At 69.3% G+C, this 24,901-nt stretch carries 24 protein-coding genes; 17 read left to right on the top strand and 7 right to left on the bottom strand.

Annotated features, from left to right (window positions below):
* Nucleotides 1-38: 38 nt before the first annotated feature.
* The 3 genes from E4O86_RS06990 to gltX all read left to right on the top strand — a co-directional run bounded on the left by E4O86_RS06990 (nucleotide 39) and on the right by gltX (nucleotide 2,661).
* Nucleotides 39-482 (top strand): diacylglycerol kinase, encoded by a 444-nt coding sequence (locus E4O86_RS06990; RefSeq protein ID WP_161139806.1) that lies wholly within the window; start codon nucleotides 39-41, stop codon nucleotides 480-482.
* A gap of 110 nt (nucleotides 483-592) precedes the next feature.
* Nucleotides 593-1,135, top strand: a complete 543-nt coding sequence (locus E4O86_RS06995; protein ID WP_161139807.1) for a VOC family protein — start codon at nucleotides 593-595, stop codon at nucleotides 1,133-1,135.
* Between the two features lie 140 nt (nucleotides 1,136-1,275).
* The gene (gltX, locus tag E4O86_RS07000) at nucleotides 1,276-2,661 is read left to right on the top strand and encodes a glutamate--tRNA ligase (RefSeq protein ID WP_161139808.1); all 1,386 of its coding nucleotides are present in this window, start codon (nucleotides 1,276-1,278) and stop codon (nucleotides 2,659-2,661) included.
* Here the strand turns inward: gltX and E4O86_RS07005 are convergent.
* On the bottom strand, nucleotides 2,564-3,637 hold the full coding sequence (locus E4O86_RS07005) for a DUF2865 domain-containing protein (RefSeq protein ID WP_161139809.1): 1,074 nt from the start codon (nucleotides 3,635-3,637) through the stop codon (nucleotides 2,564-2,566). The genes gltX and E4O86_RS07005 overlap by 98 nt on opposite strands.
* A gap of 151 nt (nucleotides 3,638-3,788) precedes the next feature.
* Here E4O86_RS07005 and E4O86_RS07010 point away from each other — a divergent pair, with 151 nt between their 5' ends.
* On the top strand, nucleotides 3,789-4,289 hold the full coding sequence (locus tag E4O86_RS07010; RefSeq protein ID WP_161139810.1) for a CreA family protein: 501 nt from the start codon (nucleotides 3,789-3,791) through the stop codon (nucleotides 4,287-4,289).
* 564 nt (nucleotides 4,290-4,853) lie between these two features.
* Nucleotides 4,854-5,288, top strand: coding sequence for a CBS domain-containing protein (locus E4O86_RS07015; RefSeq protein ID WP_161139811.1), 435 nt, complete (start codon nucleotides 4,854-4,856; stop codon nucleotides 5,286-5,288).
* 72 nt (nucleotides 5,289-5,360) lie between these two features.
* Here the strand turns inward: E4O86_RS07015 and E4O86_RS07020 are convergent, their stop codons facing one another.
* The 3 genes from E4O86_RS07020 to E4O86_RS07030 form a co-directional block, all read right to left on the bottom strand.
* The gene (locus E4O86_RS07020; RefSeq protein ID WP_161139812.1) at nucleotides 5,361-7,649 is read right to left on the bottom strand and encodes an NADP-dependent malic enzyme; all 2,289 of its coding nucleotides are present in this window, start codon (nucleotides 7,647-7,649) and stop codon (nucleotides 5,361-5,363) included.
* A gap of 82 nt (nucleotides 7,650-7,731) precedes the next feature.
* Entirely contained in the window at nucleotides 7,732-7,869 is a 138-nt protein-coding gene (locus tag E4O86_RS07025; protein WP_161139813.1) for a hypothetical protein, read from the bottom strand.
* A gap of 79 nt (nucleotides 7,870-7,948) precedes the next feature.
* Complete coding sequence (locus tag E4O86_RS07030; protein WP_161139814.1) at nucleotides 7,949-8,620, bottom strand: ceramidase; 672 nt, start codon at nucleotides 8,618-8,620, stop codon at nucleotides 7,949-7,951.
* Nucleotides 8,621-8,833: 213 nt separating this feature from the next.
* Between E4O86_RS07030 and cysS the strand changes: the two genes are divergently transcribed.
* The 4 genes from cysS to cimA are packed head-to-tail and all read left to right on the top strand — an operon-like array spanning nucleotide 8,834 to nucleotide 13,363.
* Nucleotides 8,834-10,270 (top strand): cysteine--tRNA ligase, encoded by a 1,437-nt coding sequence (gene cysS, locus E4O86_RS23505; RefSeq protein WP_161139815.1) that lies wholly within the window; start codon nucleotides 8,834-8,836, stop codon nucleotides 10,268-10,270.
* Nucleotides 10,252-11,265 carry a prolyl aminopeptidase gene (pip, locus tag E4O86_RS07040; RefSeq protein ID WP_205520751.1) on the top strand — a complete coding sequence of 338 codons (1,014 nt, stop codon included), beginning with the start codon at nucleotides 10,252-10,254 and terminating at the stop codon, nucleotides 11,263-11,265. The genes cysS and pip overlap by 19 nt, the downstream gene beginning before the upstream one ends.
* Nucleotides 11,262-11,753 (top strand): GFA family protein, encoded by a 492-nt coding sequence (locus E4O86_RS07045; RefSeq protein ID WP_161139816.1) that lies wholly within the window; start codon nucleotides 11,262-11,264, stop codon nucleotides 11,751-11,753. Before pip ends, E4O86_RS07045 begins: the two co-directional genes overlap by 4 nt.
* A complete protein-coding gene (gene cimA, locus E4O86_RS07050; RefSeq protein ID WP_161139817.1) occupies nucleotides 11,750-13,363 on the top strand; it encodes a citramalate synthase in 1,614 nt (537 codons plus the stop codon). Before E4O86_RS07045 ends, cimA begins: the two co-directional genes overlap by 4 nt.
* Here cimA and E4O86_RS07055 read toward each other — a convergent pair whose 3' ends face one another.
* Nucleotides 13,364-13,975: an LOG family protein gene (locus tag E4O86_RS07055; RefSeq protein WP_161139818.1), complete on the bottom strand. Its 612-nt coding sequence runs from the start codon at nucleotides 13,973-13,975 to the stop codon at nucleotides 13,364-13,366.
* 143 nt (nucleotides 13,976-14,118) lie between these two features.
* Here E4O86_RS07055 and E4O86_RS07060 point away from each other — a divergent pair, with 143 nt between their 5' ends.
* The 8 genes from E4O86_RS07060 (at nucleotide 14,119) to E4O86_RS07095 (ending at nucleotide 23,231) form a co-directional block, all read left to right on the top strand.
* Nucleotides 14,119-16,053, top strand: coding sequence for a LysM peptidoglycan-binding domain-containing protein (locus E4O86_RS07060; RefSeq protein WP_161139819.1), 1,935 nt, complete (start codon nucleotides 14,119-14,121; stop codon nucleotides 16,051-16,053).
* Between the two features lie 193 nt (nucleotides 16,054-16,246).
* Nucleotides 16,247-16,591 carry an ArsR/SmtB family transcription factor gene (locus tag E4O86_RS07065; RefSeq protein WP_161139820.1) on the top strand — a complete coding sequence of 115 codons (345 nt, stop codon included), beginning with the start codon at nucleotides 16,247-16,249 and terminating at the stop codon, nucleotides 16,589-16,591.
* Nucleotides 16,585-18,486: an ABCB family ABC transporter ATP-binding protein/permease gene (locus E4O86_RS07070; RefSeq protein WP_161139821.1), complete on the top strand. Its 1,902-nt coding sequence runs from the start codon at nucleotides 16,585-16,587 to the stop codon at nucleotides 18,484-18,486. Before E4O86_RS07065 ends, E4O86_RS07070 begins: the two co-directional genes overlap by 7 nt.
* A gap of 55 nt (nucleotides 18,487-18,541) precedes the next feature.
* Nucleotides 18,542-19,252, top strand: coding sequence for a phosphatidylserine decarboxylase (locus E4O86_RS07075; RefSeq protein WP_161139822.1), 711 nt, complete (start codon nucleotides 18,542-18,544; stop codon nucleotides 19,250-19,252).
* A 2-nt stretch (nucleotides 19,253-19,254) separates the two neighbouring features.
* On the top strand, nucleotides 19,255-20,118 hold the full coding sequence (gene pssA / locus E4O86_RS07080; RefSeq protein ID WP_161139823.1) for a CDP-diacylglycerol--serine O-phosphatidyltransferase: 864 nt from the start codon (nucleotides 19,255-19,257) through the stop codon (nucleotides 20,116-20,118).
* Between the two features lie 125 nt (nucleotides 20,119-20,243).
* A complete protein-coding gene (locus tag E4O86_RS07085; protein WP_161139824.1) occupies nucleotides 20,244-21,188 on the top strand; it encodes a sugar ABC transporter substrate-binding protein in 945 nt (314 codons plus the stop codon).
* An 85-nt stretch (nucleotides 21,189-21,273) separates the two neighbouring features.
* Nucleotides 21,274-22,770, top strand: coding sequence for a CoA-acylating methylmalonate-semialdehyde dehydrogenase (locus tag E4O86_RS07090; RefSeq protein ID WP_161139851.1), 1,497 nt, complete (start codon nucleotides 21,274-21,276; stop codon nucleotides 22,768-22,770).
* 122 nt (nucleotides 22,771-22,892) lie between these two features.
* On the top strand, nucleotides 22,893-23,231 hold the full coding sequence (locus E4O86_RS07095; RefSeq protein WP_161139825.1) for a hypothetical protein: 339 nt from the start codon (nucleotides 22,893-22,895) through the stop codon (nucleotides 23,229-23,231).
* 45 nt (nucleotides 23,232-23,276) lie between these two features.
* Here the strand turns inward: E4O86_RS07095 and E4O86_RS07100 are convergent, their stop codons facing one another.
* Entirely contained in the window at nucleotides 23,277-24,074 is a 798-nt protein-coding gene (locus E4O86_RS07100) for a proteasome-type protease (protein WP_161139826.1), read from the bottom strand.
* A gap of 22 nt (nucleotides 24,075-24,096) precedes the next feature.
* Nucleotides 24,097-24,900, bottom strand: a complete 804-nt coding sequence (locus E4O86_RS07105) for a transglutaminase family protein (protein ID WP_161139827.1) — start codon at nucleotides 24,898-24,900, stop codon at nucleotides 24,097-24,099.
* Nucleotide 24,901: the final 1 nt, after the last annotated feature.

Consider the following 24,901-nt stretch of genomic DNA (forward strand, 5'->3'; position numbering starts at 1 on the left):
CGCGGCGGGCGGGCGGCGAACACGACCAGGCAGGGAAGATGAGCACCGAGGAGATCGGGGAGCCGCCCCGCAGCGCCGTCTTCGGCAATGGCCGCCGGCCCTCCGCGCTGCCGGGACAGGGTGGCCTCGGCCGCATTGTCGATTCCGCGCTCAACTCCGCCCGCGGCATCCGCGCCGGGCTGCGGACCGAGGCGGCCATCCAGCAGGAATTCGCGATCGCCGCGATCCTCCTGCCGCTCTCCTTCGTCGTCGCCTCTTCGGCCTGGACCTGGATGGCGCTTGTCGGGAGCCTCTTCTTCGTTTTCGTCGTTGAGTTCCTCAACACGGCCGTGGAGCGGCTCTGCAATCACGTCACGCCGGAACGGCACGAGGCGATCCGGGTGACGAAGGACCTCGCCTCCGCCGCCGTGTTCTTCGCGCTCCTGACGGCCGGTCTGGTCTGGATCGTCGCGGCGCTGACGCGGTTCGGCCTGCTCTCCTGACGGCCGGCCGTGAACGCTGCGTCGCCGATTCGGCGGCTGGCGGCGGCGGGTGCTGTTCCGTATCTCTCCCCGTGACGGGCCGCCGCGCCGGTGGCCGGGGAGATTTCACGATGAACCACCACCACGATCCGTCGGATCCGCCTGCGAGCCCGCGCGGTCCGATCGGTCCGGGCGTGCGTATCGGCCACGTCCACCTGAAGGTCGCCGACCTGGACCGGGCGCTCGCCTTCTATTGCGGCGTCCTCGGCTTCGAGCTGACGCAGCGCTACGGGACGCGCGCCGCCTTCGTGTCGGCGGGCGGCTATCACCATCACATCGGGCTCAACACGTGGGAGAGCCTTGGTGGCCATCCGCCTGCGCCCGGCACGACCGGTCTTTACCACGTCGCGATTCTCTACCCGACGCGGGCGGAACTCGCCGACGCCCTCCGGCGTCTCGTCGAAGCCGGCATTCCGCTCGACGGCGCTTCGGACCACGGCGTCAGCGAGGCGCTCTACCTGCGCGACCCGGACGAGAACGGGATCGAGCTCTACTGGGACAGGCCGGAAGCGGATTGGCCGCGCGGGCCGGACGGCGAGCTTGCCATGGTGACGCGCCGGCTCGATCTCGCGAACCTGCTCGCGCAAGCGCCGGAGAAGCTTCCCGCCCGCTGATTGCCGCGGTGGGGCTGGCGGTCTACATGGCGCGCCATGAGCGATCCGCACCGCGACGACCCGCCGGGCATCTGTGCCGCAACGCCGACCGGGCGCGATCCCGCATGCCCTTGGTCCTCCGAGGCCGAGAGGGGCCGGCGATGAGCCCGGTCGTCCGCTTTGCCCCGTCGCCGACCGGGCGCATTCACATCGGCAATGCCCGGACGGCGCTCTTCAACTGGCTCTATGCCAGGTCGCGGGGCGGCGCTTTCCTGCTGCGCTTCGACGACACCGACGCCGAGCGGTCGCGGCCCGAATTTGCCGAGGCGATCGCGGCCGATTTGCGCTGGCTCGGCATCGCGCCGGATCGCGTGGAGCGGCAGTCGGACCGGCTGGCGGTCTACGAGGCGGCGGCCGGCCGCCTCAGGGCCAAAGGCGTGCTCTATCCCTGCTACGAGACGGCGGAGGAGCTCGACAGGCAGCGCAGGCGACAGCGGCTCCGCGGGCTCCCCCCCGTCTATGACAGGCGGGCGCTTGCACTCTCCGAGGCCGAGCGCGATGCCCTCGAGGCGGAGGGTCGCAGGCCGCACTGGCGCTTTCTGCTACCGAACTTCGCCGAGGATCCGACGGCGCCGCGCCGGACCGAGATAGGCTGGACGGATCTCTTCCGGGGCGAGCAGGGGATCGACATCGCCTCGATGTCGGACCCCGTCCTCGTGCGTGCGGACGGCAGCTTCACCTACACGCTGCCGTCCGTTGTCGACGACATCGATCTCGGCATCACGCACGTGATCCGCGGCGACGACCACGTCACGAATACCGGGGCGCAGATCGCGCTTTTCCGGGCGCTCGGAGCCGAGCCGCCCGTCTTCGGACACCACAATCTCCTGCAGGCATCGAGCGGCGAGGCGCTGTCGAAGCGGAATGCCGCGCTCTCGCTTGCGTCGCTGCGGGCCGCGGGCATCGAGCCGCTCGCGGTTGCGGCCTTCGCCACCCTGATCGGAACGGCGGAGGCGATCCGGCCCGTCGGGTCGCTCGACGAGCTTGCGGCGCTCTTCGCGCCCGAAAAGGTGAACAAGGCGCCCGCGCGCTTCGCTCTGGAGGAACTGGAGGCCCTCAACGCACGTCTGGTCGCCACGCTTCCCTATGAGGCCGTGGCCGAACGCCTCGCCGATCTCGGAATCGGCGGAGGGGCGGCGTTCTGGCTCGCCGTTCGGGGAAATCTCCAGCGCGTGGCCGATGCGCGACGCTGGTGGGAGATCGCGACCGGAGCGGTCGAGCCGGCGGTCGCCGAGGCCGATCGCGCGTTCCTGGCCGAGGCGGCGGCGCTGCTTCCGCCCGAGCCGTGGGACGCCTCGACCTGGTCGGTCTGGACCGGACGGCTGAAGGCGGCGACCGGTCGGAAGGGCAGGGCGCTCTTCATGCCGCTCCGCCTGGCGCTCACCGGGCTCAGTTCGGGACCGGAGTTAGCAGCACTTCTTCCTTTTGTCGGGCGCCCCAATACGCTGGCCCGACTATGCGGATCTTCTTCTCCTCCGGCGGGCTGACCTCCTTGGAGGCGACCGCGCCGGCGGTCGCGGAAGCCTTCGGCGCGTAGTTCCCGGCCCTGTTGTCGAGCGTCTCCGGGTCCTCTCCGAATCCCGGCCGGGGCTCGGGCGGGGCGACCGTATCGACGGAAGCGGTCTGGTCCGGACCATCGGCAGGCTTGGGAGCGCTGAACGCCGTCGAGACCACCGAGAAGTTGCGCGGCCGGTCCGCGCCGCACGTGCAGCTCTTGTCGAACGTCCGCCGGTACTTGAAGGCGTTCGGCATCTCCGAATAGGGCGTGCCGGCGAGGGAGATCATCGCCTCGGAATCCGTCCCCGGGTTCGGATGGAAATAGAGGTCGACCCTGGTGCCGGGACAGAGCGCCTGGCAGGTCTCGAGATCGCTCGCGAACTTCTCGCGCGTGGTCGCGAAGCTCACCGGGAAGTAGTAGCCGTCGCAGCTTCGCACGCAGAGCGTCCGGTAGGTGCCCCGCCCGGCGAAGGTTTGCGGAGCGCCCGGGCCTGGTGCGCCTGCCGGCGCCTCGGGCAGGTTGCGCAGGCTTTCGCCGCTCTCGGAGCCGCTCGAGAGCGCCTCGCGCCCGCAGCCCTGCCGCGCCATCAGGGTCCTGATCTGGCGGACGTCGCCGGATATGCCCGCGCCGCCGGCGCGCGCCCGCAGCCGGTCGAGCTTGGCGAGATTTGCCTCCATCGCATCGATCTTCGGAAGGAGCGTGCGGCAGGCCGGCTGCGGCTGCGCGCGGAAGATGAAGAAGCCGCCGCCGAAGCAGCCGGCCTGGCGCGCGCGGTTGCGGGCCTGCTGCAGGACATAGGCCTGCTCCTGGTATGCCCGCTGGTACTGCAGGACGAGCGCGGACTGGCTTCCTCCGTTCTGGAGCCGGGCGAGCTCGGTCTGCAGCGCGCGGCAGCTCGCTGCCTCGGCTTGGCCGCCTCCCGCCATCGCTGCCAGGGCGAAGCAGAGGATCGCGCGTCGGAACAACTCGGTTCTCCCTGTTCTCGATCAGCATAAGGGCCGGAGCGGCGCATCATGCAAGCCTCGGCTGAATGTCGGCTGAACCCGCCGGCATCGCGGCGGCCTCGCATCCGCGCCGGCGCCGACCTATGTGACCGCCGTCCCCAAGGAGGATCCCATGCGCCGCTGGCTTGCCCTCGTCCTCGCCCTCGTTCTTGCCGGACCGGCGCTCGCCGAGGGGCCGGACCTCATCTTCAAGAAGTCGACCGTGTTCAAGCTGCTTACGCCGGACCACAAGCTCGCGGTCTACGGCATAGACGATCCGGTCGTGGAGGGCGTCGCCTGCCACTACACGCAGCCGGAGAAGGGCGGCGTGGCCGGCATGTTCGGCGTGGCGGAGGAAGTGTCCGACATCTCGCTTGCCTGCCGCCAGGTCGGCCCGATCCGCTTCACGGAGAAGTTCGACCAGGGCGATACGGTCTTCAGCGAGCGGCGCTCGCTCATCTTCAAGCGGATGCAGATCGTGCGGGGCTGCGATGCCAAGCGGAACGTGCTCGTCTACCTCGTCTATTCCGACAAGCTGATCGAGGGCTCGCCGAAGAACTCCACCTCGACCGTGCCGATCATGCCGTGGGGAGACGAAGAGCCGCCACGCTGCGCGGACTGGGTGAGGGGCTAGCGTCGGTTTCTCGGGGCAGCCTCGCCCTTCGAGGCTCCGCTTCGCCTCGCTCCTCAGCACGAGGCCGAGGGCCGCGCCGCGATGCACCTCCTCATCCCAAGCTTCCGGCGGCGTCCGGTCTGCTTCGCCGCACCCTGGAGCGCCGGATCAGGTCCGGCGATGACGACGGAGAAGGTCGCGGGTTCGGCGCGCATGGTCCGCCATCTCGTCCGTTCCTGGATCGAGCGCGGGGAGCCCCGCCATCACCTCGACCCGGAAATCCTGCGCGCGATGCTGGTGACGCCGGTCGTGCAGCGGCCTGTCCGCATGCAGCCGGACGAACGCCTTCCGGAGGGTTTCATCCGCAGCCTGGTCGAAACGGCCCTGGAGGGGGCCGCGTCCGCACGCGGAAGAATGATGCCGGCTCCGGCCGTTCCCTGCCGATGCCGGCATAGCGTCCGATTGGCGCAGGGGGCGCAGGCGGTTGGGTTCGGTGATAAGCTTCCGGCGGGAGTTCGCCCGCGACGGGGACGTCCATGCGCCACCCGCCTCGGACAGGGGGCTTGGCTGCGAAAGGAATCTTGTATGAACGTCGCCGAAATTCTGTCCGCCAAGGGCTCTGCGGTCGTCACCGTGCGGCCCGAGCAGACGATCGAGATGGTTGTCCATCGCCTCCGCATGGAGAAGATCGGTGCGGTGATCGTGAGCTCCGACGGAAACAGCATCGACGGCATTCTGTCCGAGCGTGACATAGCCTGGGGGCTCACCGATCACGGGGCGGAGCTCATGCACAAGCCGGTCGGCGAGCTCATGACGAAGAGCGTGATCACATGCTCGCCCGACGACCACGTCGCGCAGATCGCCCGCGTCATGACGCAGCGCCGGATCAGGCACCTGCCGGTTGTCGAGCACGGCAGGCTGATCGGCATCGTCAGCGTCGGCGACGTGGTGAAGCACCGCCTCGCGGAGCTCGAGCTCGAGGCGAACGTCCTGCGCGACTACGCCGTGTCGCGGCGCTGACCGCCCGCCCGTAGGAGCCGGATCCGCGCGGTCCGGCTCGCCCGCCGTTTCTCCGGCCGCGACGGCCGATCGCTACCCGACCTCCTGCGCCTCCACCGCGGCGAGCGCGGTCATGTTGAGCACCCCGCGCGAGGTCACCGTCGGCGTCAGGATGTGAGCCGGCATGGCGGAGCCGAGCAGGATCGGTCCGACATGGAGGCCCTCCGTCATCACCTTGAGCAGGTTGAGGGCGATGTTCGCCGCATCGAGGTTCGGAAACACGAGCAGGTTCGCCTCGCCCTCGAGCCGGCAGCCGGGCATGCTCTTGCGCCGGAGTTCCTGCGAGAGCGCCGCGTCGCCCTGCATCTCGCCGTCGACCTCGAGATCCGGCGCGGTGGTCCAGAGGATCTCGAGCGCCTGCCGCATCTTGCGGGCGCTCGGGTTGTCCTGCGAACCGAAGTTGGAGTGCGAAAGGAGCGCCACCTTGGGCGCAATGCCGAAGCGCTCGATGTGGCGTGCGGCCAGCAGCGTCGTCGCCGCGATCTCCTCCGCCGAGGGATCCTGGCGGATCAGCGTGTCGGTGAGGAAGGTCGCGCCATGGCTCGACAGGAGCAGGCTCAGCGCCGAGAGCCCCTTCACGCCCGGCGCCATGCCGATGATGTCGCGGATGTCGCGGAGATGCCGTTCGAACCGCCCCTCGATCCCGCAGATCAGGGCGTCCGCCTCGCGCCGCTTCATGGCGAGCGCACCGATCACCGTCGTGTTGGTCCTCACCGCGGTGCGGGCGGCCTCCGGCGTCACGCCGCGGCGGCCGACCAGCGAGAAGTAGAGGTCCACATATTCGCGGTAGCGAGGGTCATCCTCGGGATTCACCACCGCGAAATCGCGGTCGGGCCGGATGCGCAGGCCGTAGCGCTCGAGCCGGGTCTGGATGACGCTCGGCCGGCCGATCAGGATCGGTTCGGCAATGCCGTCCTCGAGCGCGATCTGGGCGGCGCGGAGAACCCGCTCGTCCTCGCCCTCCGCGAAGATCACGCGCTTTCGCGCGGCCTTCGCGGCCGAGACGATCGGCTTCATGATCAGCCCCGAGCGGAACACGAACCGGTTCAGCCGGTCGTGATAGGCCTCGAAGTCGTCGATCGGCCGCGTTGCCACGCCCGAATCCATCGCCGCCCGCGCGACCGCCGGAGCGATCCGCAGGATCAGCCGCTGGTCGAAGGGGGAGGGGATCAGATAGTCCGGCCCGAACACGCCGGAAATGCCGCCATAGGCGCGCGCCGCGATGTCGGAGGGTTCCTCGCGGGCGAGCGCGGCGATCGCGTCCACGGCCGCCATCTTCATGGCTTCGTTGATCTCCGTGGCGCCGACGTCGAGCGCGCCGCGGAAGATGTAGGGAAAGCAGAGGACGTTGTTGACCTGGTTCGGGAAGTCGGAGCGGCCGGTGCAGATCATGGCGCGCGGGCTCGCCTGCCGTGCGAGGTCCGGCATGATCTCCGGCTCCGGATTGGCGAGCGCCATGATGAGCGGGCGCTCGGCCATGCGCGCCACCATCTCGGGCTTCAGGACGCCCGGCGCCGAGAGGCCGAGAAACACGTCCGCCCCGCCGATCACGTCGGCGAGCGTGCGCGCTTCCGTCTCCTGCGCGAAGGCTCCCTTCCAGCGGTCCATCAGCGCGGCGCGGCCCTTGTAGACGACTCCTTCGATGTCGGTGACCCAGATGTTCTCGCGCCTCGCGCCGAGGAGAACGAGGAGGTCGAGGCAGGCGATCGCCGCGGCGCCTGCGCCGGAGGTGACGATCTTGGCGTCCTCGATCGGCTTGCCGGCGAGTTCCAGCCCGTTGCGGATCGCGGCGCCGACGATGATGGCGGTGCCGTGCTGGTCGTCGTGGAAGACCGGGATGTTCATGCGGTCGCGGAGCCGGGCCTCGATCTCGAAGCATTCCGGCGCCTTGATGTCCTCGAGATTGATGCCGCCGAAGGTCGGCTCGAGCGCCGCCACCACGTCGACGAAGCGCTCGATTTCCCGGGCGTCGACCTCGATGTCGAAGACGTCGATGCCGGCGAACTTCTTGAAGAGGACGGCCTTGCCCTCCATCACCGGTTTCGAGGCGAGCGGGCCGATGGCGCCGAGGCCGAGCACGGCCGTGCCGTTGGAGACCACGGCGACGAGATTGCCGCGGGCGGTGTACTCGGTGGCGACGCTCGGATCCTTGGCGATCTCCCGGCAGGGCGCCGCCACCCCCGGCGAATAGGCGAGCGCGAGGTCGCGCTGGTTTCCGAGCGGCTTGGTCGGCTGAATTTCGATCTTGCCCGGCCGCGGATAGCGGTGGAAGAAGAGCGCATTCGCGTCGAGGTCTTTGCTCGCCGGGGGCTTTTCGGTCATCTGGCTTCGCTGGAACTGTCGGTCCGTTCGGCGCAGTCTATTCGGACCGTTCGCCGACGCTGGCAAGCCCCCGTCCGGCATTCTAGCGCTGCAGGGCGTAAATCAGAACCAGTCCCGCTTCCGTCGGAAACCGGCTGTCCCGGCTCTCGAGCCCTCCGGCAGCGCCGGCGCCCGCCCCGATCAGTCCGGCCACGATTGCGAGATAGAGCACGCGAACCATCCGTTCCTCCCCGATTGCCCGGGGGATTCGGTAGCCGGCTTCGCTTGAACCCTCGCTGAGGGGCGGATTCAGGAGGCGTTCAGGATGGTTGACGGATCGCGGCTGCGTCCGGGGGCGGGTAGCGGATCGCGGCGACGAGCAGGAGACCGAGCGTCGTCGCGTTGAGGATGTGCCACAGAAAGTGCGTGCCGATGGGCAAGGCGGGGCAGAGCGGCAGGTCGGCGATCCGGAATCCGAGCGAGACCAGGAAGATCGCTCCGGCGGCCAGGATGGTGCCGCCAACCGGGCGGCCCCTTGCAAAAAGGAGCAGCCCGATCCCCAGCATGGCAAAAAGCGCCGGCACGTAGCCGGCCGAGCCGCCGAGGAATGGGCGGAGGCCGATCTCCAGGGCGAAGGACAGCGCGGCGAACACGACGAGGCCGAGAAGCGCCGCGGGCCAGCTTATGCCGACGAAGCGGCGCAGCGCGAGCGCCAGGTAGCCGTAGATGAAGACGGCGATCGGGATCGTGTCGGCGAGCACGGACCAGCCGTTCGCGAAAGTGTGGAAGAGGAACGAGCCGATCCCGATCACGAAGACGAGTGCGATGAGGGCCGCGACGGCAGGGTCGCTGCTGCGCTCGCGCCGATAGAGGAATCCGGCGAGCGAGGCCGCGCCGATGAAGGCGAGGTTCGACGTCGCGCCGAACGGCTCGGCCCAGAAGCCGGGACCGAGCCGTTCGCAATAGAGGTCGATCGGAGCGAACCAGTCCATCAGCGGCTTCCTCGCATTGCTGCGGCCGCTCTCTCTTGACGAAACTGCGGTGGTCAGTCCATAAGCCCGCGCATGAACGGCGATCCGATCACGACCGCTTCGGCGGCGATCATCTGCGGGATCATCATTATCGGCTAGCAATCCGCTGGCTGGACCCGTTCGCGCATCTCGCTCCAAACGATCCGAACGCCCCGGCCAGCGGCCGAGGTGGGCATGGGCGAGATTGAAGCGTTCCGGGGCGTAAGGCTCCACAACACGCTGACGCGTCGGAAGGAGGACTTCGTTCCCTTCGATCCGGCGGACGTGCGCATGTATGTCTGCGGACCGACGGTCTACGACTACGCCCATATCGGCAATGCGCGGCCGGTGATCGTCTTCGACGTGCTCTACCGCCTGCTCCGCCATCTCTACGGCGCGGAGCACGTCACCTATGTGCGCAACGTCACCGACGTCGACGACAAGATCAATGCGCGCGCGGCGGAGGAATTTCCGGATCTGCCCCTCAACGAGGCGATCCGGAAGGTCACCGAGAAGACGGAGGCCCAGTTCCACGCCGACATGGACGCGCTCGGCGCGCTCAGGCCCTCGCACGAGCCGCGCGCGACCGAGCACATCGAGGGCATGAAGCGGATGATCGAGAAGCTGGTCGCCCGCGGCAACGCTTATGTGGCGGCGGACCACGTGCTCTTCGACGTGCCGTCCATGCCGGATTACGGCAGGCTGTCCGGCCGTTCGCTCGACGAGATGCTCGCCGGCGCGCGCGTCGACGTGGCGCCCTACAAGCGCGACCCGATGGATTTCGTGCTCTGGAAGCCGTCGAAGCCGGGCGAGCCCGCCTGGCCGTCGCCCTGCGGCATTGCGGCGCCCGGTCGTCCCGGCTGGCACATCGAGTGCTCGGCGATGGCGGAAGCGCATCTCGGCACCGAGTTCGACATTCACGGCGGCGGCATCGACCTCGTCTTCCCGCACCACGAGAACGAGATCGCGCAGTCGCGCTGCGCCCATGCGGCGCCGCTGATGGCGCGCTACTGGCTCCACAACGGCTTCCTGCAGGTGGAGGGCGAGAAGATGTCGAAGTCGCTCGGCAATTTCGTCACCGTCCACGAGCTGCTGAAGGACTGGCCGGGCGAGGTGATCCGCCTCAACATGCTGAAGACGCACTACCGGCAGCCGATCGACTGGACCGTGAAGGGGCTCGAGGAGAGCCGCAAGGTGCTCGACCGCTGGCATGCGGCCTGTGGCGACGCGGAGCCGTGGACGGGCGAAAACCCGGTTCTCCCCAAGCTGCTGGCGCCGCTGCTGGATGACCTCAACACGCCGCTCGCGATCGCGACGCTCCATCATGTCGCCGAAGAGGCGGCGGACGATCACGACGGTGACGACCGCGCGATGTTCCGGGCAGCGCTCGGGTTGCTCGGGCTCGGCGGTCTGACGGCGAGCGAATGGGAGAGCCGGCGGCGCGCCGGCGCGGGCGTCGACGAGGCGCTGGTCGAGAGCCTGATCGCGAGGCGCGTCGAGGCGCGGAGCGCCAAGAACTGGGTGGAAGCCGACCGGCTGAGGGCCGAAATCGAGGCTCTCGGCGTCGCCGTGATGGACAAGAAGGATCCCGGGACCGGAAGGCTGGTGACGACATGGGAGCCGAAGCGGTGAGGGACGGCGGGACGCTGCGGGGCCTCTATCCGCCCGTCGAGCCGCGCGAGAGCGGTCTGCTCGATGTCGGCGACGGCCATCAGGTCTATTGGGAGATCTGCGGCCCGCCCGACGGCAAGCCGGCCGTCTTCCTGCACGGTGGCCCGGGCGGCGGCTGCGGCCCCGTCCATCGCCGCCTCTTCGATCCCGCGCGCTACCGCGTGCTCCTCTTCGACCAGCGCGGCTGCGGCCGTTCGCGCCCGCATGCCGAGCTCGAGGCGAACACGACCTGGCACCTCGTCGCCGACATCGAGCGACTGCGGGACCTGATGGGCGTCGAACGCTGGCAGGTGTTCGGCGGCTCGTGGGGCAGCGCGCTCGCGCTCGCCTACGCCGAGACGCATCCGGACCGCGTGAGCGAGCTCGTCCTGCGCGGCATCTTCACGCTCCGGCAGGCCGAGCTCGACTGGTACTACCGGCACGGCGCCTCGCTCGTCTATCCGGACAAGTGGGAGCGGTTCCTCGCGCCGATTCCGCCTGCCGAGCGCGATGATCTCGTCGCGGCCTACCGGAAGCGGCTGACCCATCCCGACCGCGAGGTCCGGGTCGAGGCCGCACGGGCGTGGAGCGTGTGGGAGGGCGAGACCATCACGCTCCTCCCGGATCCGGGGATCAGCGCGCATCATGCGGGCTCCGAGTTCGCGCTCGCCTTCGCCCGCATCGAGAACCACTATTTCGTCCACCACGGCTGGATGGAAGACGGGCAGCTCATCCGGAACGCCCACCGCCTCGCGGGCATTCCCGGCGTGATCGTGCAGGGCCGCTACGACATGGCCTGTCCGCCCGCGACCGCCTGGGATCTCCATCGCGCCTGGCCGCAGGCCGAAATCCACATCGTGGAAGGGGCCGGCCACGCCTTTTCCGAGCCTGGCATCCTCGACCGGCTGATCGAAGCCACGGACCGCTTCGCCCGCGAGGGCGGTGTTGACCTCCTCGAAACCGGAGTCTCGCGATGAGTGACGTCCATACCGGCGGATGCCAGTGCGGCGCCGTCCGCTACCGCCTCGAAGGGCCGCTCGAGCGCGCCACGATCTGCCATTGCCGCATGTGCCAGAAGGCGTTCGGCTCGTTCTTCGCGCCGCTCGTCGGCATCCGGCTCGACGATTTCACGCTGACGCGCGGCGAACTTGCGCGTTTCCGCAGCTCCGATTTCGTGGAGCGCGGCTTCTGCGCGGCCTGCGGCACCCCGCTCAGCTTCTACGAGATCGGAAGCGGAAAGATCGACGTCTCGATCGGCTCGCTCGACGATCCGACAGTCGCGAAGCCGGTGCTCCAGTACGGCGTGGAATCGCGGATGCCGTGGTTCGACGAGCTCGCCGGCCTGCCGACACAAACGACTGCGGAGGGTGAGGGCGAGGCGCATCTCGGCGAGATCGCCGCCTCGAACCACCAGCATCCGGACCACGACACCGCCGTATGGCCGCCGCAGGATCAGGGCCGATGAAGGAACGCCTTTACCTCTTCGATACGACGCTGCGGGACGGCCAGCAGACGCCGGGCGTCGATTTCGGGCTGGAGGACAAGCTCCTGATCGCCCGCATGCTCGACGATCTCGGCGTCGATTACGTCGAGGGCGGCTATCCAGGCGCGAATCCGACCGACACTGCCTTCTTCGGGCAGCGGCGGACGCGACGGGCGAAGTTCACCGCCTTCGGCATGACCAAGCGCGCCGGCCGGTCGGTGGAGAACGATCCCGGGGTGGCCGCGCTTCTCGACGCGCGGGCAGATGCGATCTGCTTCGTGGCGAAGAGCTGGGATTATCACGTCCGCGTCGCGCTCGGCTGCACGAACGAGGAGAATCTCGAAGGCGTCGCCCAGTCGGTCGAGGCGGCGGCGCGGGCCGGGCGCGAAGCGATGCTCGACTGCGAGCACTTCTTCGACGGCTACAAGGCGAACCGCAACTATGCGCTCGCCTGCGCCCGGACGGCCTGGGAAGCCGGCGCACGCTGGGTCGTGCTCTGCGACACGAATGGCGGCACCATGCCGGAGGAGGTCGCGCGCATCGTCGCCGACGTCGCGAGCGTCGTGCCTGGCAGCCATCTCGGCATACACGCGCACAACGACACCGGACAGGCGGTCGCGAACAGCCTTGCGGCGGTGCGCGCGGGGGCCCGCCAGATCCAGGGGACGCTCAACGGAATCGGCGAGCGCTGCGGCAATGCCGATCTCGTCACGCTTATCCCGACGCTGATGCTGAAGGCCGATTATCGCGAGCGCTTCGAGCTCGGCGTCACGCAGGAGGCGCTGGCGGGCATCACCCATCTCTCGCGCGCCTTCGACGAGATCCTGAACCGGGCGCCGAATCGGCAGGCGCCCTATGTGGGCTCGTCGGCCTTTGCCACCAAGGCGGGCATCCACGCCTCGGCGATCGTGAAGGAGCCGGAGACCTACGAACACGTTCCGCCGGAGACCGTCGGCAATCGGCGCCGCGTGCTCGTCTCCGACCAGTCGGGCAAGTCCAACCTTCTCTCCGAGCTCGCACGGCTGGGCATCCCCGTCGACCGCCACGACGAACGGCTCGACGGCCTCCTCTCCGAGATCAAGGAGCGCGAGGCGCAGGGCTATGCCTACGAGGGCGCCGACGCTTCGCTCGAGCTTCTCGTCCGCCGTCGGCTCGGCAGCGTTCCCGCCTTCTTCCGGGTGGAGAGCTTCCGGGTCAACGTCGAACGCCGTTTCGATGCGATGGGACGGCTGAAGACGGTCTCGGAAGCGGTGGTAAAGGTGGACGTCGGCGGCGATGTCCGCATGTCGGTCTCGGAGGGCAACGGCCCGGTCAATGCGCTCGACCGCGCGCTCCGGAAGGATCTCGGCGAACTCAATGCCTGGATCGACGACCTCGAGCTCGCCGACTACAAGGTGCGCATCCTGAACGGGGGCACGGAGGCGGTCACGCGCGTGCTGATCGAGAGCCGGGACGGCGAGGGCAATCGCTGGATGACGGTTGGCGTCTCGTCGAACATCATCGACGCCTCCTTCGAGGCGCTGATCGACGCGATCACGTTCAAGCTGCTCAAGGCCTCGACCGGCGAGGCGATGCCGGCCGCCGCCGAATAGCTACATGCGGCGGATCGGCTCGGCCTCGGCGGTCGCGTCCAGCGCGGTCTGCGGCCGCTTCGCGGCGGCCGCCTCGAGCATCGGGACGATCTCGTCGCAGGTCTCTGCAACGAGGCAGGAAACGTGCAGGCCCGGCCTGATGAAGGTTTCGGTCCGCATCCGCTCGAGAAGCGCGATCAGCGGATCCCAGTAGCGGTTGATGTTCGCGATGAGCACGGGCTTGGCATGCCGGCCGAGCTGCGCCCAGGTCATCTGCTCGACGAGCTCCTCGAGCGTGCCGACGCCGCCCGGCAGCGCGACGAAAGCGTCCGCGCGCTCGAACATCAGCATCTTCCGCTGGTGCATGTCGTCGGTGACGACGAGCTCGGTCACGTCCTCGAAGAGCTGCTCGCGGCGCTGCAGGAAATGCGGGATGATGCCGGTGACCTCGCCGCCGCTGTCGAGAGCGGAACGCGCGAGGATTCCCATCAGCCCGACCGCTCCGCCGCCATAGACGAGGCGGAGGCCTGCTTGCGCGAGATCCCGTCCGAGCTGCTCGGCGGCTTCCGCGAAGGCGGGGTCGAGGCCGCGACCGGAGCCGCAATAGACGCATACGCTTCGGAGCTTTGCCATGCCGACCGCATCGCATCGGCCAGAGTCGGCGTCAAGCTGGCCCCGCGACGGATTCCATTCGCTTGAGATAGACTTGGCGGAAGCATAAGAGATCAAGAATGGAGTTATGCCGGATTGGTTCCGGCGGAGACGCTGACAAGGCCATGCCCGCCCCGCTCAAATTCTTGCTGTTCGCATTCGGCCTCGTCATCGCCGGGGGCGGCGCGGTCCTCGTCTGGCACGAGGCCGGGCGCCGCGACACGGTCGCGGAACGCGGGGTTCCCGCGCCGGAAGGGACGGCGGGAGAGGCGTCCGGCGCAAGAATGGCGGCCGGACAGGCGGCGGCCGGGCGGGAGGAGCAGGTCCCACCGCCCGGAGCGGGCGCGGAAGGCAAGCTCCCGCCGGAAGCCGACGCTTCCGACGCACCGATCTTCGACATCGTGCGCGTCGAGCCGACCGGGGCGATCCTGGTCGCGGGCCGGGCGATGCCGAATGCCGAGATCGAGGTTCTTTCCAACGGCAAGGTGGTGGCGCGGACACGCTCGGACGGGACGGGCTCGTTCGTGGCGCTTCCCGAGGAGAATCTTCCGCCGGGCAGCCACAATGTGACGCTCCGCGCGAAGCCGGACGGCGAGGCTCCGCGCGAATCGGAGCAGCAGGTCGCGGTCGCGGTCCCCGACACGCCGAACCGGGAACCGCTCGTGGTGCTGAACGAGCCCGGCGCGCCGAGCGAGATCATCTCGAGGCCGGACGCGGCTCCCGAAGAGAAGATGGCGGCAGGCGCCGGCGGGGGCCGCAAGGGCGAGGAGAGGCCGGCCGGCGGCACGGGGAATCTCACGGCATCCGTTTCACCTCCGACGCCCTCCGACAGGGCTTCCGGCGGCCCGGAGGCGGGCCGGCCCGCCTCCGGCCCGGGTTCGCCAGGGGAAGAGGGTTCCCCAGGAGAAGAGAAGAAGGGCTCGATCGCGTCCGCGGAGCAGGCGGGCGCCATGGAATCCGGCCCGGGACCGTCTTCCGACGCGGGCGGGGCGGGAGGCGAACGCGCGTCCGAAGCCCGGCCGCCGTCGGCGCCCGCCGACGCGCCGAGCGCGCATCCGGACCCGGCGCCGGTCCCGGAGAAGCCGGTCGCAATGGCTTCCGCAGATCGGGCGGACCCCCGCGAGCCGGCCCGGGAGCAGTCCTCCCGATCCGGCGGGCCGGCTGGGCAGGGCTCCTCCGGAACCGGGCCTTCGGGGGCGGTCCGGAGCCCGTCCCGCGAACCGGCCGGAGCGCCTGCGCCGGACAAGCCTGCCGCAGGCGAGGAGCCCGGCGCGCGCGCGTCGGATGAGGGCGCATCTCCTGCCGCCGGCGCCACGAGGGTTGCCGGCGTGCTGACCGAGCCGCCCGGGCGGGAGGAACGGCTGGCGCCTCCGGCGGAGGAGGCTGGCGGAACGGCGGACCCGGCCGGGACGGGAGCATCGCCGGCAGGGAATGGCCCGGACACGGGCGGGACCGGGCCGGCCGGCAATGCGGAGGCGGGTTCCTCCGGCGGGCCGGCGATGGCCGGCAATGGCGAACCAGCGGCTCCGCATGTCTCGGTCGACGCGGTCGAGACCGAGGACGACAAGCTCTATGTTGCGGGGGCGGGGAAACCCGGTCTCAAGGTCCGCGTCTATGTCGACAACGAGTTCGTCGGCGAGACGGAGCCCTCGCCGGAGGGCCGCTGGCTGCTGCAGGCGGACAGGAAGGTCAAGGAAGGCGACGTGACGGTGCGCGCCGACCAGCTCGGCCGGGGCGGAGGGGAGGTCGACGCGCGCGCCGAGGTTCCGTTCGTGCGCCGCTTCGACCGCACCGACCTCGTCCCCGCCTCGCAGGCCGGCACCGGGGCGAATGCCGGCGCCGCGGGCGAGCTGCCGCCGCCGAACACCGTCATCATCCGACGCGGCGACAATCTGTGGACCATCTCCCGCCGCACCTATGGGGCCGGCATCCGCTATACGACCATCTACGGCGCCAATCAGGACCAGATCCGCGACCCCGACCGGATCTATCCGGGGCAGATCTTCGTTCTCCCGACACGCGACAGGGCGTGGGAGGAGGAGACCGAGGCCAAGCGCTGAGGCGGCCTGCGCGCCCGCCGCGGGCGCTCTGTCCGCTCGGCACCTGCCGACCGTGTTCCGTACTGGGAGGCGCCCGGCCGGGATCCGGTTGGAACTCGGTCCGGTGGTGGATGTTGCGTTCATCGTTGATCGTCGATATACGATGAAGTTCTCGCGCGGCTGAGCCGCTTCCACACCATCTCGGGGCAATGGCATGACCGGCGAGCACGACGCCGAAGCCCGCTTCTGCGAGCAGCTGCGCGCGCTCGGCCATCCCGCGCGGCTGGCGATCCTGCGCGCGCTCGAGGAGCGCTCGCGCTGCTGCTGCGGAGATTTCTGCCGCGACCTTCCGCTCGCTCAGTCGACGGTCTCGCAGCACCTGAAGGTGCTCACGGAATCCGGGCTGGTCAGGCTCGAGCGCGCGGGACTGCGCTCCAACTACACGCTCGACCTTCAGGCCTTGTTCCAGCTGCGGGCCGCTCTCGACCGGGTGCTCGCGGCGCGGGCCGCGCCCGCGGAGGAGGAGGTTCGGGCCGAGATCGGACAGTGCCGATGCTAGCGCCCCTTTCCGCCGAGCGCCGGCGCAGGATCTCCGCCGAGGGTTCGGTGCTCGCCACGCTCCGGGATCTCTGGCCCTATATGTGGCCGGCGGACCGCCCGGACCTGCAGCGGCGCGTCGTGGTCGCCCTCGGCGCGCTCATCGTCGCGAAGGTGGCCACCGTCCTCATTCCCTATCTTCTGGCCTGGGCGACCGATGCCCTTTCCGGAGAGGGCGGGGTACCCGGGTTTCTCCCGCTCGCGCTTGCCGGCCCGGTCATGCTGGTCGTCGCCTATGGCGCCGTCCGGATCGTCTCCGTGGCGTTCAACCAGCTCCGCGACGCGCTCTTCGCGCGCGTCGGCCAGCACGCGGTTCGCCAGCTCGCCTACAAGACCTTCGTTCACCTGCACGGCCTCTCCCTCCGCTTCCACCTGGCGCGTCGCACCGGCGGCCTCTCCCGCGTTATCGAGCGCGGCACGAAGGGGATCGAGACCGTCGTCCGCTACACCATTCTCAATTCGGTGCCGACGGTCATCGAATTCGCCTTCACGGCGGGCATCATCTGGTACCACTTCGATGTCGTGTACGTGATCGTGATCGGCGCGACCGTGTGCGCCTATGTCTGGTTCACGGTGCAGGCGAGCAACTGGCGGATCGCCATCCGGCGCGAGATGAACGACTCCGACACGGATGCGAGCTCGAAGGCGATCGACTCGCTGCTGAACTTCGAGACCGTCAAGTATTTCGGCAATGAGCGGATGGAGGCCGTACGCTTCGACGGCTCGATGGCGCGCTACGAAGTCGCCGCGATCAAGACCTGGACGTCGCTCGCCTGGCTGAATTTCGGGCAGACCTTCATCTTCTCGATCGGCATGGCGGCCTGCATGGTGCTGTCGGCGCGCGCCGTGATGGCGGGGACCCAGACCATCGGCGATTTCGTCCTCGTCAACGCGCTGCTGATGCAGCTCTCGATCCCGCTGAACTTCATCGGCTCCGTCTACCGCGAGATCAAGCAGGGCGTCACCGACATCGAGGCGATGTTCGAGCTTCTCGAGGTCGAGCCCGAGGTGCGGGACCGCGCGGATGCGGTGCCGCTCCGGGTCAGCCACGGTGCCATCCGCTTCGAGGACGTGCACTTCCACTACGATCCGGACCGGCCGATCCTGAAGGGGATCAGCTTCGACGTGCCGCCGAATGCGACCGTCGCGATCGTGGGCCCCTCGGGCGCGGGCAAGTCGACGCTGTCGCGGCTGCTCTTCCGCTTCTACGACGTGACCGGCGGGCGGATCCTGATCGACGGCCAGGACATTCGGGACATCACGCAGGAGAGCCTGCGCGCCGCGATCGGGATGGTGCCGCAGGACACCGTCCTCTTCAACGACACGATCGGCTACAACATCCGCTACGGGCGCTGGGGCGCATCCGAGGCGGAGATCGGCGCGGCCGCCGAGATGGCCCAGATCGCGCGCTTCGTGGAGGGCCTGCCGCAGGGCTACCGCACGCCGGTCGGCGAGCGCGGGCTCAAGCTTTCCGGCGGCGAGAAGCAGCGCGTGGCGATTGCCCGCACCATCCTGAAGGCGCCGCCGATCCTCATTCTCGACGAGGCGACATCCGCGCTCGACACGGCGACCGAGCAGGAGATCCAGGCGGCGCTCGACCAGGTGTCTCGCGGCCGGACGACGCTCGTCATCGCCCACCGGCTCTCGACCGTCGTGAACGCCGACCGCATCTTGGTCCTCAAGGACGGGCGGATCGAGGAGCAGGGCACGCATGGCGAGCTGATCGCCCGGGACGGGCTCTATGCGGCGATGTGGGCGCGCCAGCGCGCCGCGGACGAAGCGGCCGAGCAACTGCGCCGTGCCCGCGAGGAGGACGAGGAAGGATTCGTCGTGCGGGGCCCGGTCGCCGCCGAGTGATCGGCGGACGCGCCGAGGAGTGGCCGTCGGCGGCGCGATGCCCTAAGACCAGCGCATGTCGCTCGTTCCGCGCTCCGTCCGCGAGGCCATTCACCCCGTTCACAGCGCGGGCTGGCCGTTCATCGCCGCCACCATCGTCCTCGCCATCGCGCTGGGCATTCTCTGGCAGCCCCTCTTCTGGATCCTCCTCGTCGTCGCCGGCTGGATGCTGGTCTTCTTCCGGGACCCGACGCGGGTCTCGCCCATCGCGCCGGGCCTGGTGATCAGCCCGGCCGACGGACGGGTCGAGCCGCCGGTCGCCGTCGTGCCCCCCCTGGAGCTCGGGCTCGGGCCGGAGCCGCGTCAGCGCATTTCCGTCTTCATGGACATCTTCGACTGCCACATCAACCGCGCCCCGGTCGCTGCTCGGATCACCCGCGTCGCCTACAAGCCGGGCAAGTTCGTGAGCGCCGACCTCGACAAGGCGAGCGAGGACAACGAGCGGAACGGCTTCGTCATGGAGACGCCGGAGGGGCACACGCTCGGGGTCGTGCAGGTGGCCGGGCTGGTGGCCCGCCGGATCCTGGTCTGGAAGCGGGAGGGCGCAGCCGTGGCGCAGGGCGAGCGGATCGGCATGATCCGCTTCGGCTCGCGGCTCGACGTCTACCTGCCCTCGGGCTCGACCGTGCTGGTGGCGGCCGGCCAGCGCGCCATCGCCGGCGAAACCGTGCTCGCGCACCTTCCCGGCGCCGCGCCGCTGCCGCCATACCCGACCCGGGTCGACTAGGCGTGGACGCGCTCTTTCCCGCGCCGGACCCATCGCCGAAGCGCCGCATCCGGCGCCTGCGGCGGGCCGTGCCGTTCCGCCAGGTGGCACCCAACCTGGTGACGCTCCTGGCGCTCTGCGCCGGGCTGACGGCGATCCGGATGGGGATCGAGGGCCGTTACGACATGGCGGTCGCCGGCGTCGTCTTCGCCGCCGTGCTCGACGCGATCGACGGCCGCCTCGCGCGCATGCTGAAGACGACCTCGCGGTTCGGCGCCGAGCTCGATTCGCTCGCGGACTTCGTCAGCTTCGGCGTTGCTCCGGCCTTCCTGATCTATGTCTGGCGGATCGACACGCTGGAATCGCTCGGCTGGATCGCGGGTCTCGTTTTCGCGATCTGCGCCGCCTTGAGGCTGGCGCGCTTCAACGCCGCCCTGGCCGATCCCGACCAGCCGCACTGGCACAAGGACTTCTTCGTCGGCGTCCCCGCGCCGGCCGGCGCGATCTGCGGTCTCCTGCCGATCTTCCTCGAACGCATGGGCGTACCGGTCCCGGAGGAGGCGGCGGGCTTCGTCGCGCTCTATCTCGTGGCGATCGGCGTGCTGATGGTGAGCCGGCTGCCGACGCTCTCCGGCAAGCGGCTCGGCGCGCGCATTCCCCGCGATGTCGTGCTGCCGGTCCTGGTCGCCAGCGTTCTCGTCGCCGCGCTCGGCATGAGCTATCCCTTCACGATGCTTGCGGCGGCGGCGATCGCCTATCTCGGCCATCTGCCGCTCGCCTGGCGCATCTGGCAGCGCAGGTCGCTCGAGCACCGGCGCGCGGAGGGGACCGGCCGCAGGACGGGGGATTCCGGATCGGAGCCGGCGGACGACGTGCCGGAGGACTGAAGCGGGCCGATTTCTTGCCTCGGTCTCGGCGAGGCTGTTCCCCCGCGGCGATCCATGCCCTAGCCTAATCGCGGGGCGGCGCATCGTAAGGAGGCGGACTGGCGCGCGCGCCGTCCGGGACCGACATGAAGCAAGCGATCGTAACCTTCGTCCTGGCGGTGGTGGCGAGCCTGACTTCCGTCGCGGCCCTGGGGCAGGAATCCCGAAAACCCGAGATCGTGGTGGTGACGCACGGCAGGGCCGCGGAACCGTTCTGGGCCGAGGTGAAGCGCGGAGCAGAGGCCGCCGGCGTCGACTTCGGAGCGAATGTCGACTACCGGGCGCCCGGGACGTTCGACGTGGAGGCGATGGCGCGGCTCATCGACGAGGCGGTGACGGAAAGGCCGGCCGGGCTCGTTCTCTCCGTGCCGGATGCCGATGCCCTGGCGCCCCATATCCGCGCCGCCGTCGCGACCGGCATCCCGGTGCTCGGCATCAATTCCGGGCTCGACGTGTCGCACGCGCTCGGCGTGAAGCTCCATGTCGGACAGAACGAATACGAAGCCGGCCGCGCCGCCGGCGAGGCGATGCGGGATGCGGGCGGCCGCCGCGCGGTGTGCATCAACCACGAGCTGGGCAATATCGGCCTCGACCTGAGGTGCAAGGGCTTCATCGACGGGTTCGGAGGTTCGGTCGAGGTGCTCGCGGTCCCTCCGGAGCCGCAGAAGATCGAGGAGACGCTCGCGGACCGCCTGAAGGCGACGGAATCGATCGACGTCGTGCTCGCGCTCAGCGCATCGACGGCGGGAGACCCGGCGCTCCGCGCGATCGCCGGCAGCGGAAGGCCGGAGAAGATCCGCTTCGCCACCTTCGACATATCCGATCCGGTGCTGCGGGCGCTTGCGGACGGCAAGGCCGATTTCGCCATCGACCAGCAGCCGTTCCTGCAGGGCTATCTGCCGGTCGAGTTCCTGATGCTCGCCCGCCGCGAGGGCGTCATGCCGGTGGCGAGCATCCGTACGGGCCCCCGCTTCGTGCGTGCCGAGGAGGCGAAGGCGGCTCTGGTCCGGGGCGCCACCCGGAAGGACTGACTTTCGGCCGGCTGGACGGCCGGTCGCGCACGCACTATCCGGGATTGCGATCCGGAAGCGGGAGGAAGCGATGGCGGCAAGCGAGCTGCGCGAGATCGGACATTTCATCGGCGGAAAGCACGTTCCCGGCACGAGCGGGCGCGCCGGCGACGTCATGAAGCCGATGACGGGGGAGGTGCAGGCGCGCGTTGCGCTCGCCTCGCGAAGCGAAGTGCGGCAGGCCGTCGAGAATGCGCGCGCGGCGCAGCCGGGCTGGGCGGCGACCAACCCGCAGCGCCGCGCCCGCGTGATGATGCGCTTCCTGGATCTCGTCCATGCCGAGTATGACGCGCTCGCGGAGCTCCTGGCGCTCGAGCACGGCAAGACCATCCCCGATGCCCGCGGCGACATCCAGCGCGGGCTCGAGGTCGTCGAGTTCGCGATCGGGATTCCCCATCTCATGAAGGGAGAATTCACCGATGGCGCCGGCCCGGGCATCGACGTCTATTCGATGCGCCAGCCGCTCGGCGTCGTGGCCGGCATCACGCCGTTCAATTTCCCCGCCATGATCCCGATGTGGAAGTTCGCGCCGGCGATCGCCTGCGGCAATGCGTTCATCCTGAAGCCGTCCGAGCGCGATCCGGGCGTGCCGATGCGGCTCGCCGAGCTGCTGGTCGAGGCGGGCCTGCCGGCCGGCATCCTCAACGTCGTGAACGGCGACAAGGAGGCCGTCGACGCCCTTCTGGACGACCCCGACATAAGGGCGATCGGTTTCGTCGGCTCGACCCCGATCGCGGAATACATCTATGCGCGCGGCGCGGCCGCCGGAAAGCGCGTGCAGTGCTTCGGCGGCGCCAAGAACCACATGATCGTCATGCCGGACGCCGACATGGAGCAGGCGGTCGATGCCCTGATCGGCGCGGGCTACGGCTCGGCCGGGGAACGCTGCATGGCGGTGTCCGTGGCGGTACCCGTCGGCGAGGCGACGGCGGATCGCCTGCTCGAGAAGCTCGTCCCGCGGGTGGAAGGGCTGAAGATCGGCCCTTCGACCGATCCCGAAGCGGATTTCGGCCCGCTCGTCACGCGCGAGGCGGTGGAGCGCGTCCGCGGCTATGTCGATCTCGGCGTCGAGGAAGGCGCCGACCTCCTCGTCGACGGCCGCGGCTTCTCCATGCAGGGCTACGAGAACGGCTTCTATATGGGGGGCTGCCTGTTCGACCGGGTCAGGCCGGACATGCGGATCTACAAGGAGGAGATCTTCGGGCCGGTCCTCTCGGTCGTGCGCGCCAGGGATTACGAGGAGGCGCTCCGGCTGCCGTCGGAGCACGAATACGGGAACGGCGTGGCAATCTTCACGCGGGACGGCGACGCGGCCCGGGATTTCGCGGCCAAAGTGAATGTCGGAATGGTCGGCATCAACGTGCCGATCCCGGTGCCGATCTCCTATTACACGTTCGGCGGGTGGAAGCGTTCCGGGTTCGGCGACCTCAACCAGCACGGCCCGGATTCGATCCGCTTCTACACCAAGACCAAGACCGTCACCTCGCGCTGGCCTTCCGGCGTGAAGGAGGGGGCGGAATTCGTGATCCCCACCATGCGCTGAACGTGCGCGGCGCGATCGGCCGCAGCAACGTTCCTGCCGCATCGGCGTTGATGGTCTCTCCGGCGGTCGCCGCTTCCCGCGGCGGCCGTCTTTTTCCGGGGGACGCAGAAGGAGAGCCGCAATTGGCAGGCAGAAAGCAATCGGCAGACCATATCCGGGCCATCGGCGTGCTGGCGCCGGTCGTCATCTCCGCCCGGCTCCAGATGCTCGGGCTCGAGCTCATGAAGCCGACCGCGGCCGGCCGGCGCGAGACGATCGACATGATCGCGGAGAAGCCGCTCGCCCTCATGCTCGCCGGCATGGCGATCCAGGCCGAGATGGTCCGGCAGGCGATCGGCTTCTGGCAGAACCTCCTCGTACCGCAGGCATGGAGCGCCCGGGATTGCGAAGCGCTCGCCGCGGCGGCGCTCGCGCCGGTCGCCCGGCAGGTGAGGGCGAATGCGCGCAGGCTGACGCGCTGAACCGCTGGATGCGGTGCCGGACCGGGCCTGCCGGTCCGGTGCGCGTCAGTCCATGCGCTCCCGCTCACGCTCGGTCAGGCCGCGCGGCTTCATCCAGGAGGGTTCCTCCTCGGTCTGATATTCCTCGAGCCGCGAGAAGGCGTCCCGGAGCGCGTCCGCCCAGGCCTTCGACAGCATCCGGAAATAGGGATCCTCGGCCTCGAGACGCCGTTGTTCGCCGACCTGGAGCGTGTCCTTGCGGTAGATCAGCAGGTCGATCGGCATGCCGACGGAGAGATTGGACCGGAGCGTCGAATCGAAGGAGACGAGGAGCAGCTTTGCCGCCGTCCCCATGCGCATGTCCGGCTTGGCGACCCGGTCGATGATCGGCTTGCCGTATTTGTGCTCGCCGATCTGGAAATAGGGCGTGTCCTTGGTCGCCTCGATGAAGTTCCCTTCCTGGTAGATCTGGAAGAGCCGCGGCGTGTCCTCGGCGATCTGGCCGCCGAGGATGAAGCTGGCCGAGAACAGCGACGGGTTCTGCTCGATCGCCTCGCGATCGATGCGCCTGACCTCGCGGATCGTCTCGCCGATGAGCCGCGCGGCCTGGAACATCGTGTCCACGGTGAGGAGCGAGGGCCGCTCGTCGTCTCCGCCATGGTCGACCCCCTCGTTGAGAAGGCTGACGACCGACTGGGTCATGGCGAGATTGCCGGCCGAGAGGAGCACGATGACGCGGTCCCCCTTGCGCTCCCAGATATGCATCTTGGAAAAAACGGCGATGTTGTCGACGCTCGCGCTCGTGCGCGTGTCCGAGGCGAACACGATGCCGCGGTCTAGCCTGAGCGCCACGCAATAGGTCAAGGCCGAATCCTCTACCGGCAGTCTACTGCTGCTGTTGATGGACGGTGACGTCGACATCAAGCCTCTCGCCCGATCCCCCCCGCCGGACGCCAACGATCGGCGCCGCCGAGGGGGCATCGAAGCCGCAGGCGAGCCGGACATAATGCTGCGTCGGACAGATCCGGTTCGAAACGTCGAACCCGACCCAGCCGAGATCCTCGACCCAGGCCTCGGCCCAGGCGTGGTGCGCGACCGCCGCCTCTTCCGTCGCGATATGAAGATAGCCGGTCACGTAGCGGGCGGGAACGCCGAGACGGCGGGCGGCGGCCGCAAAGATGTGGGTATGGTCCTGGCAGACCCCCCGGCGGCGCGCGAAGGCCTCCGCGGCGCTGGTTCCGGCATGCGTCGCGTCGGTGTCGTAGGTGACCCGGTCCGCGGTTGCCTCGATGAGGGCGTGAAGCTTGGCGAGCGTCGTGGCCCCGCGGATCTCCTGGACGAAGGAATCCATTTCCGGCGAGAGGCTCGTGAGCGGCGTGGAGCGCAGGAAGACGGCCGGGTTCGCGGCTTCCGGAAGGGTGCCCATCAGGCCGTCCTGGTCCGACGTCTCCACGGTGCCGACGGCCGTCACCGTCCATTCCTGGTGCGTCGCCACGGACGTGATGAAATGGGTCCGGTTGCCGAAGCCGTCCGTATAGACGGCCGCTTCCGCGATTCCCGGCGCCTCGATCCGCCAGTCGAGCACGCGCTGCGCCCGGTTGTCGGCGGGCGTGAGCCGCAGCCGGTGCACGGCGAAGGTGCCGGGGGCATCGTAGAGGTAGCGGGTGGCGTGGCGGATCGAAAGCAGCATC

It is taken from the genome of Propylenella binzhouense (assembly GCF_009866965.1).
GTDB classification, from domain to species: domain Bacteria; phylum Pseudomonadota; class Alphaproteobacteria; order Rhizobiales; family Afifellaceae; genus Propylenella; species Propylenella binzhouense.

Coding starts and splice junctions, on each gene's coding strand:
- E4O86_RS06990 (WP_161139806.1), top strand. CDS start 39: ATGAGCACCGAGGAGATCGGGGAGCCGCCCCGCAGCGCCGTCTTCGGC.
- E4O86_RS06995 (WP_161139807.1), top strand. CDS start 593: ATGAACCACCACCACGATCCGTCGGATCCGCCTGCGAGCCCGCGCGGT.
- gltX (WP_161139808.1), top strand. CDS start 1,276: ATGAGCCCGGTCGTCCGCTTTGCCCCGTCGCCGACCGGGCGCATTCAC.
- E4O86_RS07010 (WP_161139810.1), top strand. CDS start 3,789: ATGCGCCGCTGGCTTGCCCTCGTCCTCGCCCTCGTTCTTGCCGGACCG.
- E4O86_RS07015 (WP_161139811.1), top strand. CDS start 4,854: ATGAACGTCGCCGAAATTCTGTCCGCCAAGGGCTCTGCGGTCGTCACC.
- E4O86_RS07020 (WP_161139812.1), bottom strand. CDS start 7,649: ATGACCGAAAAGCCCCCGGCGAGCAAAGACCTCGACGCGAATGCGCTC.
- E4O86_RS07025 (WP_161139813.1), bottom strand. CDS start 7,869: ATGGTTCGCGTGCTCTATCTCGCAATCGTGGCCGGACTGATCGGGGCG.
- E4O86_RS07030 (WP_161139814.1), bottom strand. CDS start 8,620: ATGGACTGGTTCGCTCCGATCGACCTCTATTGCGAACGGCTCGGTCCC.
- cysS (WP_161139815.1), top strand. CDS start 8,834: ATGGGCGAGATTGAAGCGTTCCGGGGCGTAAGGCTCCACAACACGCTG.
- pip (WP_205520751.1), top strand. CDS start 10,252: ATGGGAGCCGAAGCGGTGAGGGACGGCGGGACGCTGCGGGGCCTCTAT.
- E4O86_RS07045 (WP_161139816.1), top strand. CDS start 11,262: ATGAGTGACGTCCATACCGGCGGATGCCAGTGCGGCGCCGTCCGCTAC.
- cimA (WP_161139817.1), top strand. CDS start 11,750: ATGAAGGAACGCCTTTACCTCTTCGATACGACGCTGCGGGACGGCCAG.
- E4O86_RS07055 (WP_161139818.1), bottom strand. CDS start 13,975: ATGGCAAAGCTCCGAAGCGTATGCGTCTATTGCGGCTCCGGTCGCGGC.
- E4O86_RS07060 (WP_161139819.1), top strand. CDS start 14,119: ATGCCCGCCCCGCTCAAATTCTTGCTGTTCGCATTCGGCCTCGTCATC.
- E4O86_RS07065 (WP_161139820.1), top strand. CDS start 16,247: ATGACCGGCGAGCACGACGCCGAAGCCCGCTTCTGCGAGCAGCTGCGC.
- E4O86_RS07070 (WP_161139821.1), top strand. CDS start 16,585: ATGCTAGCGCCCCTTTCCGCCGAGCGCCGGCGCAGGATCTCCGCCGAG.
- E4O86_RS07075 (WP_161139822.1), top strand. CDS start 18,542: ATGTCGCTCGTTCCGCGCTCCGTCCGCGAGGCCATTCACCCCGTTCAC.
- E4O86_RS07085 (WP_161139824.1), top strand. CDS start 20,244: ATGAAGCAAGCGATCGTAACCTTCGTCCTGGCGGTGGTGGCGAGCCTG.
- E4O86_RS07105 (WP_161139827.1), bottom strand. CDS start 24,900: ATGCTGCTTTCGATCCGCCACGCCACCCGCTACCTCTACGATGCCCCC.